Origin of the sequence: Micromonospora sp. WMMD882, from assembly GCF_027497255.1 — a bacterium.
In the GTDB taxonomy this organism is placed as follows: domain Bacteria; phylum Actinomycetota; class Actinomycetes; order Mycobacteriales; family Micromonosporaceae; genus Micromonospora.
Genome location: NZ_CP114903.1, coordinates 2,927,797 through 2,943,969 on the forward strand (window position 1 = coordinate 2,927,797; position 16,173 = coordinate 2,943,969).

Annotated in this window: 12 protein-coding genes; 4 read left to right on the forward strand and 8 right to left on the reverse strand. The window is 73.5% G+C overall.

From position 1 onward, the window contains the following. Positions 1-52: 52 nt before the first annotated feature. A complete protein-coding gene (gene cimA, locus O7606_RS11945; RefSeq protein WP_281599136.1) occupies positions 53-1,633 on the reverse strand; it encodes a citramalate synthase in 1,581 nt (526 codons plus the stop codon). A gap of 347 nt (positions 1,634-1,980) precedes the next feature. On the opposite strand from cimA, the gene O7606_RS11950 reads away from it, so the two are divergent. Both O7606_RS11950 and O7606_RS11955 read left to right on the forward strand, forming a co-directional pair. Then, positions 1,981-2,433, forward strand: coding sequence for a PRC-barrel domain containing protein (locus O7606_RS11950; protein ID WP_281599138.1), 453 nt, complete (start codon positions 1,981-1,983; stop codon positions 2,431-2,433). Positions 2,434-2,491: 58 nt separating this feature from the next. Next, positions 2,492-3,232: a tyrosine-protein phosphatase gene (locus O7606_RS11955; RefSeq protein ID WP_281599139.1), complete on the forward strand. Its 741-nt coding sequence runs from the start codon at positions 2,492-2,494 to the stop codon at positions 3,230-3,232. Positions 3,233-3,395: 163 nt separating this feature from the next. Here the strand turns inward: O7606_RS11955 and O7606_RS11960 are convergent, their stop codons facing one another. Both O7606_RS11960 and O7606_RS11965 read right to left on the reverse strand, forming a co-directional pair. Next, on the reverse strand, positions 3,396-4,493 hold the full coding sequence (locus O7606_RS11960; protein WP_281599140.1) for a branched-chain amino acid aminotransferase: 1,098 nt from the start codon (positions 4,491-4,493) through the stop codon (positions 3,396-3,398). A 174-nt stretch (positions 4,494-4,667) separates the two neighbouring features. Continuing rightward, entirely contained in the window at positions 4,668-5,699 is a 1,032-nt protein-coding gene (locus O7606_RS11965; protein WP_281599141.1) for a 3-isopropylmalate dehydrogenase, read from the reverse strand. A gap of 220 nt (positions 5,700-5,919) precedes the next feature. On the opposite strand from O7606_RS11965, the gene O7606_RS11970 reads away from it, so the two are divergent. Then, complete coding sequence (locus O7606_RS11970; protein ID WP_281599142.1) at positions 5,920-6,765, forward strand: FAD:protein FMN transferase; 846 nt, start codon at positions 5,920-5,922, stop codon at positions 6,763-6,765. Between the two features lie 594 nt (positions 6,766-7,359). Continuing rightward, positions 7,360-7,722, forward strand: coding sequence for a hypothetical protein (locus O7606_RS11975; protein WP_281599143.1), 363 nt, complete (start codon positions 7,360-7,362; stop codon positions 7,720-7,722). 124 nt (positions 7,723-7,846) lie between these two features. On the opposite strand, the gene serA is transcribed toward O7606_RS11975, so the two are convergent. The 5 genes from serA to O7606_RS12000 all read right to left on the reverse strand — a co-directional run bounded on the left by serA (position 7,847) and on the right by O7606_RS12000 (position 16,048). Next, positions 7,847-9,445 (reverse strand): phosphoglycerate dehydrogenase, encoded by a 1,599-nt coding sequence (gene serA / locus O7606_RS11980; protein ID WP_281599144.1) that lies wholly within the window; start codon positions 9,443-9,445, stop codon positions 7,847-7,849. A 350-nt stretch (positions 9,446-9,795) separates the two neighbouring features. Further along, positions 9,796-10,809 (reverse strand): ketol-acid reductoisomerase, encoded by a 1,014-nt coding sequence (gene ilvC / locus O7606_RS11985; protein WP_281599145.1) that lies wholly within the window; start codon positions 10,807-10,809, stop codon positions 9,796-9,798. 101 nt (positions 10,810-10,910) lie between these two features. Further along, positions 10,911-11,426: an acetolactate synthase small subunit gene (gene ilvN / locus O7606_RS11990; RefSeq protein ID WP_281599146.1), complete on the reverse strand. Its 516-nt coding sequence runs from the start codon at positions 11,424-11,426 to the stop codon at positions 10,911-10,913. Further along, positions 11,426-13,279, reverse strand: a complete 1,854-nt coding sequence (locus tag O7606_RS11995) for an acetolactate synthase large subunit (protein ID WP_281599148.1) — start codon at positions 13,277-13,279, stop codon at positions 11,426-11,428. The genes ilvN and O7606_RS11995 overlap by 1 nt, the downstream gene beginning before the upstream one ends. A gap of 306 nt (positions 13,280-13,585) precedes the next feature. After that, on the reverse strand, positions 13,586-16,048 hold the full coding sequence (locus tag O7606_RS12000) for a bifunctional diguanylate cyclase/phosphodiesterase (RefSeq protein WP_281599632.1): 2,463 nt from the start codon (positions 16,046-16,048) through the stop codon (positions 13,586-13,588). Positions 16,049-16,173: the final 125 nt, after the last annotated feature.

Consider the following 16,173-nt stretch of genomic DNA (forward strand, 5'->3'; position numbering starts at 1 on the left):
CGAGGGTGGGGAAGGGACCGCACGGTGGGGCGGGCCCCCTCCGGACGTCCCGTCACACGTGGGCGCGCGCCAGGCCGTAGGTGAGGGCGTCGACCAGGGCGTGCCAGCTCGCCTCGACGACGTTGGGGTGCACGCCGACCGTGGTCCAGTCCCGGCCCGTCCCGGCGGTCTCGACGAGCACCCGGGTCACCGCGCCGGTGCCGTGGCTGCCCTCCAGGATCCGCACCTTGTAGTCGGCCAGCTCGAACTCGCGCAGCTCCGGGTAGTGCCGGGCCAGACCGACCCGCAGCGCCTCGTCGAGGGCGTTGACCGGGCCGTTGCCCTCGGCGGTGGCGATCACCCGCTCACCCCGTACCCGGATCTTGACGGTCGCCTCGGAGACCACCGCGCCGTCCTCGCGGTGCTCGACCAGCACCCGGTACGACTCCAGCGCGAACGGCTTGGTCGGCGCGTTGCCCGCCATCTCGGCGCGGACCAGCAGCTCGAACGAGGCGTCGGCGGCCTCGAACGACCAGCCGCCGGCCTCCAGCTCCTTGACCCGGCGGGTGACCCGGGACAGCGTCTCCGGCTGGCCGGCCAGGTCCAGTCCCAGCTCGCGGCTCTTCAGCTCGATGCTGGCCCGACCGGCCATCTCGGTGACCAGGATCCGCATGTCGTTGCCCACCACCGTCGGGTCGACGTGGTTGTAGAGCAGCGGATCCACCTTGATCGCGCTCGCGTGCAGCCCGGCCTTGTGGGCGAAGGCGGCGGCCCCGACGTACGCCTGGTGGGTGTCGGGGGCGATGTTGGCGATCTCGGCGATGGCGTGCGACACCCGCACCATCTGCTCCAGGCAGCCCTCCGGCAGGACGGGGATGCCCAGTTTGAGCTGGAGGTTCGCCACGATGGCGAAGAGGTCGGCGTTGCCGGGCCGTTCGCCGTACCCGTTGGCGGTGCCCTGGAAGTGCCGGACCCCGGCCTCGACGGCGGCGATGGTGTTGGCGACCGCGCAGGCGGTGTCGTTCTGGCAGTGGATGCCGAGCCGTTCCGGGCCGACGCCGATCCGGCCGGTGAGGTCGTCGATCGCGGCGGTGACCTGCGACGGGAGCATGCCGCCGTTGGTGTCGCAGAGCACCATCCGCTCGGCGCCCGCGGCGAGCGCGGTCTCCACCACCGCCGCCCCGTACGCCGGGTCGGCGCGGTAGCCGTCGAAGAAGTGCTCCCCGTCGACGAAGACCCGGCGTCCCTGCGCGACCAGGTGCGACACGGTGTCGTGGATCATGGCGAGGTTCTCGGCCGACGTGGTGCGCAGCGCCCGCTCGACGTGCCGCAGGTCCGCCTTGGCGACCAGCGCGATCGCCGGGGTCTCGGCGTCGAGCAGGGCGCGGACCTGGGGGTCGTCGGTGACCGCGACCCCGGCCCGGCGGGTGGCGCCGAACGCGACGAGCACCGCGTGACGCAGGTCGAGCTCGGCGCGGGCGCGACGGAAGAACTCGGTGTCCTTGGGCACCGCGCCGGGCCAGCCGCCCTCGATGAAGCCGACGCCGAACTCGTCGAGCAGCCGGGCCACCGCGAGCTTGTCGACCACCGAGTAGCTGATGCCCTCGCGTTGGGCACCGTCGCGCAACGTCGTGTCGTATACCTGGTACGTCATGGTGGTGGGACCTTTCGGGAACCAACAAAAAGACCCCCCGCGGCTGCGGGAGGTCTGCGCGCTCGGCGGAGGGGCTGCCGGCGCGCTAGGTGCCAATGATCAGGACGGTGCTGGTCACGATCCGTACTTTGCCACTCGCCCCCCGGATCTGGGAGGCACAATCCACATACCGGGACGACAGTGCCGGCACGATCGGGCGGATCCGCTGGTCAGGGGCAGGGGGTACGGGCCAGGTGTGCGCCGGCCCCGGGAGGGTACGACTTCCCCGGACCGGATCCACCCGGACCGGAGCGGCCGGAGCGGTCCGGCCGGAGACAACAGCAGGACCAGGCAGGAGGGTGGTCGGGATGGAGCTCGATCCTCGGGCGGCGCACGCCTCGCCCGAACCCGTGACCGACGACGGTCAGGGCGCCTTCGTGGGCAACGCGCCCGCCGGCGTCTTCGACCCGTGGAGCTACCGCGACGAGGCCGGCGTCGCCGGCGCCGACCTGGTCGGCTACAAGGTCGAGGCGACCGACGGCTCGATCGGCCAGATCGACGAGGCCAGCCACGAGGTGAACGCCAGCTACCTGGTGGTGGACACCGGCCCGTGGATCTTCGGCCGGAAGGTGATGCTGCCCGCCGGCACCGTCAGCCACGTCGACCACGAGGCCCAGCAGGTGCACGTCGACCGGAGCCGGGACCAGATCAAGGCCGCCCCCGAGTTCGACGAGACCGACCGTGACCCGGCCTTCCGGGAACGGCTCGGCGGCTACTACGACGACACGTACGCCCCGGTGCCGCCGGGCACCGCCCGGTAGCCGGAAACCGACGTGACGGCCGGTGAGGTTCCGCCTCACCGGCCGTTACCGTGTCCACGTGGACGCCATCGAGACGAATCGACGAATCGCTTTCTCCGCCCTGTTCAACTTCCGGGACGTCGGCGGCTACCGGGGGCACGACGGCCGCGCCGTACGGTGGGGACGCCTCTACCGCTCCGACTCCCTGCACCGCGTCGACGGCGCCGACCGGGAGGCGTTCGCCGCCCTCGGCGTCCGGACGGTGATCGACCTGCGCCGCCCCACCGAGGTGACCCGGGACGGCCGGGTGCCCACGTACGACGGGCTCGTCTACCGGCACATCCACCCGGAGCACCGGGACTGGACCGAGCAGCCGTACGACCCGGAGACCAGCCTGGTCGACTACCTCGCCGACCGGTACGCCGAGCTGGCCGAGACCGGCGCGGCGGGCATCGGCGCGGCGGTCGGGCTGATCGCCGACGCCGACAACGCCCCGGTGGTGGTGCACTGCGTGGCCGGCAAGGACCGCACCGGCATCGTCTGCGCGTTGACCCTCGCGGCGCTCGGCGTCGACGACGCCGACGTCACCGCCGACTACGCGCTGAGCGCCGAGGCGTCCGCCCGGTTCGTCGCCTGGCTGGCCAGCACCGTGCCGCACGCGGCGGAGCTGCCCCGGCCGTTCCTGGAGTCACCGGCCGAGACGATGGCGCTCTTCCTCGACCGGCTGCGGGAGCGGCACGGCTCGGTGGAGGGCTACCTCCGGCACGCCGGGGTGACCGACGGTCAGTTGGCGGCTCTCCGCGCCCACCTGCTCGCCTGAGCCACCGGCCCGGCGTGCGCTGGGCTGTCCAGCCGCGGCGACCCGACCGGCCCGCCGACCTGCCCGGTCCGGTCGCCGGGCGGGTCGACGCGGCGCGTGCTGCCGGGCGGGTCGACGCGGCGCGTGCGCCGCCGGGCGGGTCGACGCGGCAGACCCCTGGGGATCAGAGCACCCGGCGCACCCAGCCGTGCGGGTCGGCGGCCACCCCGCGTTGCAGGTCGACCAGTTGCTGACGCAGGCCCATCGTGACCCGACCCGACTGACCGGCCCCGACGGCGAACTCCCTGTCGGGGAACCGGACGTGCCCGATCGGCGTGATCACGGCGGCGGTGCCGCAGGCGAAGACCTCACGCAGCCGCCCGGATTCCGCGTCGGCCTGCCAGTCGGCGAAGCTGACCGGCCGCTCGACCACGGTCAGCCCGGCCGCGCCGGCCAGGGTCAGCACCGACTCACGGGTGATTCCGGGCAGGATGGTGCCGGTCAACGGCGGGGTGACCAGGGTGTCGTCGTCGTAGACGAAGAAGACGTTCATGCCGCCCAACTCGTCGACGAAGCGCCGCTCCACGGCGTCCAGGAAGACCACCTGGTCACAGCCGTGCTCGATCGCCTCGGCCTGGGCGACCAGCGAGGCCGCGTAGTTGCCGCCGCACTTGGCCGCGCCGGTGCCGCCGGGCGCGGCCCGGGTGTAGTCCGGGGAGACCCAGACCCGGACCGGCTGCACCCCACTGCTGAAGTACGACCCGACCGGCGAGGCGATCAGGACGTAGAGGTACTCCATCGCCGGCCGGACACCGAGGAAGACCTCACTGGCGAACATGAACGGCCGCAGGTAGAGACTGCCGTCCACACCGGAGGGAACCCACTCCTGGTCGATCTCGATCAGCTTGTGCAGCGAGTCGAGGAACACCTCCGGCGGCAGCGGCGGCATGGCCAGCCGTCGCGCCGAGGCGACGAACCGGGCGGCGTTGGCGTCCGGCCGGAACAGCGTCACCCCGCCGTCGGCCGTCCGGTACGCCTTGAGCCCCTCGAAGATCTCCTGCGCGTAGTGCAGCACCGCGCTGGCCGGGTCCATCGGGATCGGCGCGCGCGCCTCGACCCGGGCGTCGTACCAGCCCTTGCCGTCGGCGTAGCGGATCGTGACCATGTGGTCGGTGAACACCCGGCCGAACCCGGGATCGGCCAGCAGGGCGGCCCGGTCGGCGGCGGCTACCGGCGCGGGGTTCCGACGGATCTCGAATTCGAGCTTGTCACCACCGCTCATCGCGCTGACCTCCCTGCGGAAAGACGGCATACCGAAACGCACGCCGACGGACTGGTGTCGTGAAACTTACCCCGAACGGTCGTTCAGCGGAAAGACCGACGGGCGCCCCGAAACTACCGACCGTGACACCGGCGCGGGACGTGACATGCGGTCGGCCGGACCGGCCGACCGGGCTCAGGAGGAAGCGTGCCCGGCGAGCCGGTCGCCTACCTCCTCGGTGCGCAGCGGTACGCCCGGAGCGCGGTTGGCCAGCTCGGTGGCGACGGCCTCGGTGACCCGTACGGCGGCGTCGGCGTGGCCGAGCTGCTCCAGCAGCAGGGCGGCGGAGAGGACGGCGGCCACCGGGTCGGCGACCCCCTTGCCGGCGATGTCCGGCGCGGAGCCGTGCACCGGCTCGAACATCGACGGGTAGCGCCCGTCGGGGTTGATGGAGCCGCTGGCGGCCAGCCCGATCCCGCCGGTGACGGCGGCGGCGATGTCGGTCAGGATGTCGCCGAAGAGGTTGTCGGTGACCACCACGTCGTACCGCTGGGGCTGGGTGACCAGGAACATCGCGGCGGCGTCGACGTGCTGGTACTCGGTGGTCACGTCGGGGTGCTCGGCGGCGACCGCCTCGAACGCCCGGGCCCACAGCGAGCCGGCGTGGGTGAGCACGTTGGTCTTGTGCACCAGGGTCACCTTGCGCCGCTCACGCCGGGCGGCGCGGGCGAAGGCGTCCCGGATCACCCGCTCCACCCCGTGCCGGGTGTTCAGGCTCTCCTCGGTGGCGATCTCGGCGGGGGTGTCGCGGTGCAGCGAGCCGCCCGCGCCCGCGTACAGCCCCTCGGTGCCCTCCCGGACGACCACCAGGTCGACCTCGCCGGGCTTGACGGTGGCCAGCGGGCCGGTGGTGCCCGGCCAGAGCCGCGACGGGCGGAGGTTGACGTACTGGTCGAAGGCGAACCGCAGCTTGAGCAGCAGGCCGCGCTCCAGCACGCCCGGCGGGACGGTCGGGTCGCCGACCGCGCCGAGCAGGATGGCGTCGTGCCCGGCCAGCTCGGTCAGCACCGAGTCGGGCAGCACCTCGCCGGTGCGGTGGTAACGGGCCGCGCCGAGGTCGTACTCCGTGGCCTGCACGCCGGGGACGACAGCGTCGATGACCTTACGGGCCTGCGCGACCACCTCGGGTCCGATCCCGTCGCCGGCCACCACCGCGATCCGCGCCACGTCGCACTCCTCACGCTCACGTTGAACCAGTACGGTACGTCGCCGTCCCGGGTCCCGGTACAGCATGCTCAAGATGTGGGAAAGAGGGATGCACAGCTCCTTTCCAGGTGAGATTCATGGTGCGGTCAACTCCGCCCCATAGGGTGGACGACGAGCGGGTCACGGGGCCCGTGGCGGGTGGTCGGCGACGGCGGCGGCACCCTCCGGAGGGAGCATTGACATGCGGATCGAGGACCGGACCCGGGCCCGGACCCGGTGGGTGGACCAGCCCGCCCACGTCAGCCGGCGTCCCGACCTGCGGCTCGGCGCGCGTCAGCTCCTCGACCGGTGGGGCGCGGTCGCCAGCGACCGGCTCACCGTCACCCACACCGTGCGCACCAGCGGCGCCGAGTACACCCTGGTCCTGAACGCCCCGGACTGGCTGGGCCGGCGGGGCGTGGGCGAGGCCCTGGCCGATGCCGTCGCGGAGCTGCGCGCCCTCGACCTCACCTACGGCCCCGCCCGGCCGGAGAGTCTGGTCTCCCGGCTGCGCCGGGGAGAGATCGGCGCCGACTCGTACGCGCCCCTGGCCGACCTGGTGAACCGCTGCGCCGCCATGCGGGCAGCCACCGACGGCTGGTTCGACGCCTGGGCGGTGCCCGGCGGTTTCGACCCGGGCGGCCTGCTCAACGGGTGGGCGGTGGAGCGGGCCGCCGCCCGGCTGCGCGCCGCCGGGGTGCACGACTACGCGGTGGTCAGCGGCGCCGACCTGGTCGTCCGGGGGCACGCCCCGCACGGGGGCCCGTGGCGGATCGCGGTGCACCACCCGGACGGCGGGACCACGCCGCTGGTGCTGGAGATGACCGCCGGCGCGATCGGCACCTCCGGGGTCTCCGGTCGCCGGGACCACGTGGTCGACCCGCACACCGGGGAACCGGCCCGGCAGTTGGCCGCCGCCACCGTGGTGGGGCCGGACCTGTCGGTGGCCGACGCCTACGCCACGGCCCTCTACGCCGCCGGCCCGGTCGGGCTGACCTGGTTCACCGACCAGTCGCGCTACCACCCGCTCTTCGCCGGAGCGCGCTGACCACGTCGCCGCGCCCGCGCCGACCCCGCGTGCCCGCTGGCCGTGATCCGCGCACGCGACGGACGCCATGCTCCCCGCCGCCGGGAACCGACCCGAGGGCCGCGCTCCCGCCGCCGCCGCGGGGCCTCCGGGGGACCGCGATCGGCCCCCACGGTCTCGGCAACAACCGTGGAGGCCGGTCAGCGACGAGTGCGCGTGGCTCGCGCATCCGAGGGGTGCGGAACCAACCGGCCGGACGCCGGACGCCGCCACCCGAAGACGGGTCGACACCGTGAGTTCGGTCAGTAACCGCACGTGTACGCTAGCGAACCTTCGCATCTCACCGCAAGGGTCTACGCCGTCGGCCGTCGGCGACCCGGCCACGGTGGAGCCGTCGGCCGTCGGCGACCCGGCCACGGTGGAGCCGCCGGCCCGGCCACGGTGGACGGGTCACGGTGGAACGATCCGCGCGCCCGCCGGGGACGAGCCCGCGCCCCCGCCGGAACGCTCCGGACCGGCCATCGTGGACCGTCCGGTCCCGCGCCACGGGCACGGACCGGACGGGCCAGCGGGGTCGGTGACAGGGCCGACCGGCCGGATGGCACGCTGTGCGCCGTGAGCTTCGATCTGAGCGTGTGGGCCCTACCGGAAGGGGCGACCCCCGCGGACGTGCGGGCGGCGGTGCAGCGGTGCCGACAGGGGCAGCACGTGGACAGCTACCCCGACCCCCGGGTGGTCGCCTTCTACCGGGCGATCACCGCCAGCTACCCGGACCGACCGCCCCGGCCGGGATCCCCCTGGGAGGTGGCGCCGCTGCACGCCGCCGCCGACCACATCCTGATGTGTCTCTTCCCGAGCTGCGAGGACCAGGTGCTGCTCGACATCGAGCGGCTCGCCGCCGAGAACGGCCTGATGCTGTTCGACCCGCAGGACGGCTCCGTCTACCCGCCACCCGCCCGCCACTCCGCCACCCGCTGACCGGTTCGCGGGGCGGGGCCTCTGCCGGCGCGCCGCGCGCGCCCCGGGGGCCCCGCCCCGCGCCGAGACGGGCGAGGGGCCCGGCCGACCGGCCGGACCCCTCGTACGTCGTGGTGCGTTCTGGTCACTCGTCGCGGAGGTCGGCGGCGCTGGCGGCGGTCGCGCCGATCGACTCGGCGGCGGAGGTGAGCAGGTCCGCGCCGAGCGCCTGGTCGACGGTGAGCGTCATCAGCGTCTCGCCGCCCGCCTCCCGGCGGGCCACCTGCATGGCGGCGATGTTGATGCCGGCCTCGCCGAGCAGGGTGCCGACCGTGCCGACCACGCCGGGACGGTCGACGTAGCGGAGGAAGAGCAGGATGCCCTCCGCGCCGATCTCGACGTCGAAGCCGTCGACCTCGGTCAGCTTGAGGACCTCGCGGCCGGCGGCGCCGACGGCGGTGCCCGAGACGCTCACCGTACGGCCGTCGGGCAGCGCCCCGCGCACGGTGACCAGGTTCGGCTGGTCCACCCCGTCGGCCTGGCTGGTCAGGGTCACCTCGACGCCGCGCTCGGCGGCCAGGTGCGGGGCGTTGACGTAGGTGACCTGCTCCTCGACGACCGAGCTGAACAGCCCCTTGGTGGCGGCGAGCTTGAGCACCGAGACGTCGTGGTTGGCGATCTCGCCCTTGACCTCGACGGTGACGCTGGCGGCCACCCCGCCGGCCACCGCGGTGAACGCCCGGCCCAGCTTCTCGGCCAGCGGCAGCAGCGGCCGGACGTCCTCGGCGACCACGCCGCCGGCCTGCACGTTCACCGCGTCCGGCACGAACTCGCCCTGGAGCGCGAGCTTGACGCTCTTCGCCACGGCCAGGCCGGCCTTGTCCTGCGCCTCGTGGGTGGACGCGCCCAGGTGCGGGGTGGCCACCACGTTGTCGAAGGCGAACAGCGGCGAGGAGGTGCACGGCTCCTTGGCGTACACGTCGACGCCGGCGCCGGCCACCCGGCCCTCGGCGATGGCGTCGGCGAGGGCCTGCTCGTCGACCAGGCCGCCGCGGGCGGCGTTGACGATCCGCACGCCGGGCTTGACCAGCGACAGCTCCTTCTCGCCGATCAGGCCGACCGTCTCCGGGGTCTTCGGCAGGTGGATCGAGATGAAGTCGCTCTCCCGCAGCAGCTCCTCCAGGCCGACCAGACGCACCCCGAGCTGGGCCGCGCGGGCCGGCTGGATGTAGGGGTCGTACGCGATCAGCCGGGTGCCGAAGGCGGCGATCCGCTGGGCGAACAGCACGCCGATGCGGCCGAGGCCGACCACGCCCACGGTCTTGCCCTGGATCTCGACGCCGGTGTACTTCGACCGCTTCCACTCCCCCGCCTTGAGCGCGGCGCTGGCGCTGGCGGTGTTGCGGGCCACGGCCAGCAGCAGCGCGACGGCCTGCTCGGCGGCGGAGACGATGTTCGAGGTGGGGGCGTTGACCACCATGACGCCCCGGGCGGTGGCGGCCGGCACCTCGACGTTGTCGAGACCGACGCCCGCCCGGGCGACCACCTTCAGCCGGGGCGCGGCGGCGACGGCCTCCGCGTCGATCTGGGTGGCGCTGCGCACGATCACCGCGTCGGCCTCGGCGAGGGCGGACAGCAGCGCCGGACGGTCGGTGCCGTCGACGTGACGTACGTCGAAGTCGTGGGCGAGCACCTCGATGGCGGCGGGAGCGAGCTCTTCGGCGATCAGTACGACAGGATTCATCGGTCCTCGTAGATATTGTGCGGGCGGTCGGCTGCCTCGACGGGACGCCGCACTGCGCCCTGTGCTGAACCGGGCCATGGCCGTTCGGGTGCCGGAAGCACCTCCCGCCGATGGTAGGCGGCAGGCTACCGGCGGTGTCCGCTGGCACGGGGTGTTTGCCCTCACACACCCCCGCCCCGCCACCCGCCCTCGACCACCCGCCCACCCCGCCACGAGCCCCGCACCGGCACGCCACGAGCCCCGCCCCGCTCCCGTCGATCAAGAGCTCCGCGCGCGCTCGGATCCCGGCGTGCCGGTGACGCGAACCTCTTGATCGACAGGGCGGGGTGGGGCGGTTGGCGGGTGGGGGGTCAGGCGGTCTCGGTGAGGGGGCGGTCGACCCAGCTCATCATGCCGCGCAGCTTCTGGCCGGTCTCCTCGATCGGGTGCGCCGCGCCCTCGGCCTGCCACTTGCGGTAGTTCGGCCGGCCGGCGTCGTCCTCGGCGATCCACTCGCGGGCGAACTCACCGGACTGCACCTCGGCGAGGATCTTGCGCATCTCCTCCTTGACCCGGCCGTCGACCACCCGCGGGCCCCGGGACAGGTCGCCGTACTCGGCGGTGTCGGAGATGCTGTAGCGCATCCGGGCGATGCCGCCCTCGTACATCAGGTCGACGATCAGCTTGAGCTCGTGCAGGCACTCGAAGTAGGCCACCTCGGGGGCGTAACCGGCCTCGGTGAGCACCTCGAAACCGGTCTGCACCAGCGCGGACGCGCCACCGCAGAGGACCGCCTGCTCACCGAACAGGTCGGTCTCGGTCTCCTCCTTGAAGGTCGTCCGGATCACGCCGGCCCGGGTGCCGCCGATGCCCTTGGCGTACGACAGGGCCAGCGCGAGCGCGCCGCCGGAGGCGTCCTGCTCGACGGCGACCAGGCAGGGCACGCCCTTGCCGTCGACGTACTGGCGGCGGACCAGGTGACCCGGGCCCTTCGGGGCGACCATCGCCACGTCCACGTCGGCCGGGGGCTTGATCAGCCCGTACCGGATGTTGAAGCCGTGGCCGAAGAAGAGCGCCTTGCCGGGGGTCAGGTTCGGGGCGACCGACTCGGTGTAGAGCTTGCGCTGCGCCGTGTCCGGCGCGAGGATCATGATCACGTCGGCCGCGGCCGACGCCTCCGCCGGGGTGAGCACCCGCAGCCCCTGCTCCTCGGCCTTGGCCCGGCTCTTCGAGCCCTCCGGCAGACCGATCACCACGTCGACGCCCGAGTCGCGCAGCGACAGCGCGTGGGCGTGGCCCTGGCTGCCGTAGCCGATCACGGCGACCGTCCGACCCTGGATCAGGCCCAGGTCGGCGTCGTCGTCGTAGAACACCTCAACGCTCATCAGAACTTCCCTTTCGTACGACGGCCGGGTCGGCCCGTCGTGGTCTGGTACGGATGCGGGTGGATGCGGTCGGCGTCGGGGAGGAACGCCTCACCGGCGTCTCAGGCGGCGCGCAGGGACGGGCCGGCGGTGATGGAGCGCGAGCCGCGCCCGATCGCCACCGTGCCCGACTGGACCATCTCCTTGATGCCGAAGGGTTCGAGGTCGCGCAGCAGCGCGTCCAGCTTGTCCGGGGTGCCGGTCGCCTCGACGGTCAACGTGTCCGGGGCGACGTCGACCACCCGGGCGCGGAACAGCGCGACCGTCTCCAGCACCTGGCTGCGGGCGTTACGGTCCGCGCGGACCTTCACCAGCAGCAGCTCCCGGGCCACCGAGACCTGCGGGTCCAACTCGACGATCTTGAGTACGTTGACCAGCTTGTTGAGCTGCTTGGTGACCTGCTCCAGCGGGGAGGACTCGGCGTTGACCACGATGGTGATCCGGGAGACGTCCGGGTTCTCCGTCTCGCCGACGGCCAGGCTGTCGATGTTGAACCCGCGCCGGGAGAACAGCCCGGAGACCCGGGCCAGGACGCCCGGCTTGTTCTCCACCAGCACGGACAGGGTGTGCAGAGTCATCAGACATCGTCCTCGTCGAAGACCGGGCGGACGCCACGGGCGAACATGATCTCGTCGTTGCTGGTGCCGGCGGCCACCATCGGCCAGACCATCGCGTCCTTGCCGACCACGAAGTCGATCACCACCGGCGCGTCGTCGATCGCCATCGCCGCCTCGATGGTCTTGTCCACGTCGGCGGCGTTCTCGCAGCGCAGGCCGATACAGCCGAGCGCCTCGGCGAGCTTGACGAAATCCGGGATGCGGTGCTTGTGGGTGCCCAGCTCGGTGTTGGAGTAGCGGGCGTCGTAGAACAGGGTCTGCCACTGCCGGACCATGCCCAGGTTGCCGTTGTTGATGACGGCGATCTTGACCGGGATGCCCTCCAGGGCGCAGGTCGCCAGCTCCTGGTTGGTCATCTGGAAGCAGCCGTCGCCGTCCACCGCCCAGACCACCGTGTCCGGCTTGCCGACCTTCGCGCCCATCGCGGCCGGGACCGCGTACCCCATGGTGCCGGCGCCGCCGGAGTTCAGCCAGGTGTACGGCTGCTCGTACGAGATGAACTGCGCCGCCCACATCTGGTGCTGCCCGACGCCGGCCACGTAGATCGCGTCCGGGCCGACGATCTCGCCCAACCGCTTGATCACGTACTGCGGGGCGAGGGTGCCGTCGGCCGGCTCGTCGTACCCGAGCGGGTAGCGCGCCCGCAGGTCACCGAGCTGCGCCCACCAGTCGGTCAGCTCGGCGACCCGACCGGCGGCGTGTTCCACGGTGACCGCGCCGATCAGCTCGTCGATGACGTGCCGGGCGTCACCGACGATCGGCACGTCCGCCGTCCGGTTCTTGCCGATCTCGGCCGGGTCGATGTCGGCGTGCACGATGGTCGCGCCCGGGGCGAACGAGTCGAGCTTGCCGGTCACCCGGTCGTCGAACCGGGCGCCCAACGCGACGATCAGGTCGGACTTCTGGAGGGCGTAGACCGCGGCGACCGTGCCGTGCATGCCCGGCATGCCGAGGTGCTGGTCGTGCGAGTCGGGGAACGCGCCGCGCGCCATCAGCGTGGTGACCACCGGGATGCCGGTCTGCTCGGCCAGCCGGCGCAGCCCCTCGGTGGCCCCGGCCTTGAGCACGCCGCCGCCGACGTAGAGCACCGGGCGGCGGGCGGTGGTCATCAGCCGGGCCGCCTCGCGGATCTGCTTGCCGTGCGGGTGCAGGGTCGGGCGGTACCCGGGCAGGTCCAGGGTGGGCGGCCAGGTGAAGGTGGTCTGCGCCTGGAGGACGTCCTTGGGGATGTCGACGAGCACCGGGCCGGGCCGGCCGGTGGACGCCAGGTGGAACGCCTCGGCCAGGACCTGCGGGATCTCCTCCGGGGTCTGCACCAGGAAGTTGTGCTTGGTGATCGGCAGGGTGATGCCCTGGATGTCCGCCTCCTGGAAGGCGTCCGTGCCGATCGCCGGCCGCGCCACCTGGCCGGTGATCGCCACCATCGGCACCGAGTCCATGTACGCGTCGGCGATCGGGGTGACCAGGTTCGTCGCGCCGGGGCCGGAGGTGGCGATGCACACCCCGACCCGGCCGGTGGCCTGCGCGTACCCGGTGGCGGCGTGGCCGGCGCCCTGCTCGTGCCGGACCAGGATGTGCCGCACCCGGGAGTCGTAGAGCGGGTCGTACGCCGGCAGGATCGCCCCGCCCGGGATGCCGAAGACCACGTCGACGCCGAGCGCTTCGAGCGAACGCACCAGGGAGCCGGCGCCGGAGACCTGGTCGCCGACGGCGGATACCGCCGGGGCGGCCGGGCCGGGGGCCCCGGCGGGCTCGGTGGCCGTCCGGGCTCGCCGGGCGGAATGGGCGAGGGTCTCTGGCGTGGGTCTCGTCATGACGGTTCTGGCCTTCGGCTCGGGTGAGTGGCTCGGACGGCTCGGGTGAGCGGTCGAGCGGCTCGGGTGAGTGGCTCGAGATGACCGGCGCGTCGAGGTGACGCGCTCGTCACGTGGTGCAACGCGGGCAGGGCCCGCCCCGACTGGTCCAACGGCAATAAAAACGGCCCTCGTGCAGATGCACGGGGCCAGCGCACTCTCGACGGGGGAGAGTGCGCTCAGATAAGTACTCGCGGGAAGCGGAACGACGGCATGGGGACAGCCTGACGTATCTCACGCGATGAGTCAACTGATCCCACATGTTGGTCAACGGGAGTTGGCGCAGCCCGAACCGTCCCGGGAAGATGCCCCTCCCACCTGCGCGGACGGCGCGCCGCCCGGCGGAACGCCCGTCCCGTCCGGTGGGACCACGCCGACCGGCACGTCGGACAGCGCCGCCCGGGAGGCCGTCGGCGCACCGGGCGACGCCGGCCGGGGGACGGCCGGCGCGTCGGACAGCGCCGGACGCGGGGCGGCGGGCAACGCCGGCCGGGGAACAGCCGGCGGGCCGGGCAACGCCGCCCGGGGAACGACCGGGGGGCGGGCGCCCGGCGAGGTCGCCGCGTCCAGCATCGCCTCCAGGTGCTCCGCCGGCACGCCCCAGCCGAACAGCGCGCCCTGGCCGAACCGGCAGCCGGCGGCGACCACCGCCGCCAGCTCGGTGGGCGAGGTCACCCCCTCGGCGATCACCTCCAGCCCCAACTGGTGCCCGAGCCGCATCACGATGTCGACCATCGGGGCGAACGGCGGGCCGTCCCGGTCGACCGGCCGGACCGGCTCGTGCTCGGCGACCAGCCCGTGGTCGATCTTGAGGATGTCGATCGGCAGCCGGCGGAGCTGACCCAACGAGGAGTAGCCCGCCCCGAAGTCGTCCAGGGCGATCCGCACCCCGGTCCGGCGCAGCGCCGCCAACCGGCGGATCAACGCGTCCAGGTCGGTCGCCACGGCGTGCTCGGTGACCTCCAGCACCAGCCGCTGCGGCGGCACCCGGTGGATACGCAACGCCTCGGCGACCTGCGTCACGTACTGCTCGGCGTGCAACTCCCGGGGCGAGACGTTCACCGACACCCAGACGTCGTGGCCGTCGGCCAGCCACCGGGAGAGCTGCCGGCACGCCTCGTCCAGCACCCACGCGCCGAGCGTGGCGATCATGCCGCACTCCTCGGCGAGCGGGATGAACTCGTCCGGCCGCACGTTGCCCAACTCCGGGTGACGCCAGCGGAGCAGCGCCTCCGCCCCGACCGGACGCACCGACGGCAACGAGGCCACCGGCTGGAAGACCAACCGCAGCTCGTCGCGCCCGATCGCGCCCCGCAGCTCGTGCTCCACCGTCGTCCGGCGGCGCAGCCGCTGCTCGTACCCGACGTCGTACCGCTCGGTGCGGTTCTTGCCCTGCTGCTTGGCGTGCCGCAGCGCCAGGTCGGCGTGGCGCAGCAGCACCTCGACGTCCGGCTCGTCGGCGCGGCGCGGGGCCGCCGCGGACTCGTCGGCCCGACCGGCCACCCCGATGCTCACCGACAGCAGGACCGGCCCGGCCGGCTGCTCGTACGCCCGACCCAACTCGGCCAGCAACCGCTGCGCGACCCGGTCGGCGTCCACCGCCCGCCCGCCCCGCAACAGCACGGCGAACTCGTCCCCGCCGAGCCGGGCCGCCAGGTAGCCGGGCTCCTGGTGGGCGCGCAGCCGCCGGCCGACCTCGGCCAGCACCGCGTCCCCGACGTCGTGCCCGCGCATGTCGTTGACGTGCTTGAAACCGTCCAGGTCCAGCCCGAGCAGCGCCACCGGCTCCTGGCTGTCGGCGGCGGCCGACAGGGCGCGCAGCAGCTCCCGTCGGTTCGCCAGGCCGGTCAGCGGGTCGGTGTGCGCCAGCTTCCGGAAGTGCGCCTCCCGCTCGACCAGCCGGGCCGCGTACCCGCGCATGTCGTGCAGCGTCAGGTACTGCCGGGTGACCAGCGCGAACCCCTCCAGGCTGCCGGCGGTGATCCCGTACGCGTCGAACCGTCCGTCCTGGAGGAGGTGGTACCCGGCCGAGGCGGCCATGGCGATCATCGGCAGGAAGGCGTAGCCGCTGTCCCGGCGGATCAGGTCGGCCTGCACCTGGCCGGGCGGGTCCGCGGTGTGCACCGCCGACGCCGCGCCGAGCAGACCCACGGCGAGCAGCGTCGCGCCGGCAAGCGCCAGCGTCGTACCGGCCTGGCAGAGGCCGCCGGCCAGGCCCAGCCCGCCGACGATCGTGGCGGTGATGCCGCAGCACAGCCCGGCCAGCCGGAGCCGGGGACGGGGGGCGCGCGCCGCGACCACCGCGTTCAGCCCGGCGGCCAGGGCGGCGCTGACCGTGGCGAGCAGGATCGGCACGCAGGCCATCGGGGTGGCGTCGCCGAGCAGCCGGGTCGGCTCGGAGAAGAGCACCCAGCCGACGAACCACAACGCCGTCGCCACGCTGACCCCGTCGAGGACCAGCCGGACCCCGCCGGACCTCGACCCGACCACCCCGGGCATCCGCAGCAGGCCGGCGCAGCCGAGCAGGCCGCTGACCGCGATCCCGACCGCGACCACCGTCGCCCAGCCGGTGCGTTCGGCCTGCTGGTGCGTCGGGGTGACGGCCACGCCGGCCAGCCCCACCGCGAGGCTGAGCAGCGCGACCAGCGCGCCGGCGGCGAGCAGCAGGTGCGCCTGCCGGTACGCCCCGCGTCGCCGCCGGGCGGAGCCGAGCAGCAGCCCGGTGGCCACGGCCGCCAGCAGCCCGGCCGCCACCGCGACGGCGATCAGGGCGGGGACCGGGGCCGGGGTGTGATGCACGGGGTCAACTCTGCCGGAAGACATCGACGGGCGGGGCCCCGGGTGCGCATCTGGTG

What these genes read in the sequence shown, in the direction of transcription:
- cimA (WP_281599136.1), bottom strand. Translation starts at nt 1,633, where the DNA reads ATGACGTACCAGGTATACGACACGACGTTGCGCGACGGTGCCCAACGC.
- O7606_RS11950 (WP_281599138.1), top strand. Translation starts at nt 1,981, where the DNA reads ATGGAGCTCGATCCTCGGGCGGCGCACGCCTCGCCCGAACCCGTGACC.
- O7606_RS11960 (WP_281599140.1), bottom strand. Translation starts at nt 4,493, where the DNA reads ATGAGCGGTGGTGACAAGCTCGAATTCGAGATCCGTCGGAACCCCGCG.
- O7606_RS11970 (WP_281599142.1), top strand. Translation starts at nt 5,920, where the DNA reads ATGCGGATCGAGGACCGGACCCGGGCCCGGACCCGGTGGGTGGACCAG.
- serA (WP_281599144.1), bottom strand. Translation starts at nt 9,445, where the DNA reads ATGAATCCTGTCGTACTGATCGCCGAAGAGCTCGCTCCCGCCGCCATC.
- ilvC (WP_281599145.1), bottom strand. Translation starts at nt 10,809, where the DNA reads ATGAGCGTTGAGGTGTTCTACGACGACGACGCCGACCTGGGCCTGATC.
- ilvN (WP_281599146.1), bottom strand. Translation starts at nt 11,426, where the DNA reads ATGACTCTGCACACCCTGTCCGTGCTGGTGGAGAACAAGCCGGGCGTC.
- O7606_RS11995 (WP_281599148.1), bottom strand. Translation starts at nt 13,279, where the DNA reads ATGACGAGACCCACGCCAGAGACCCTCGCCCATTCCGCCCGGCGAGCC.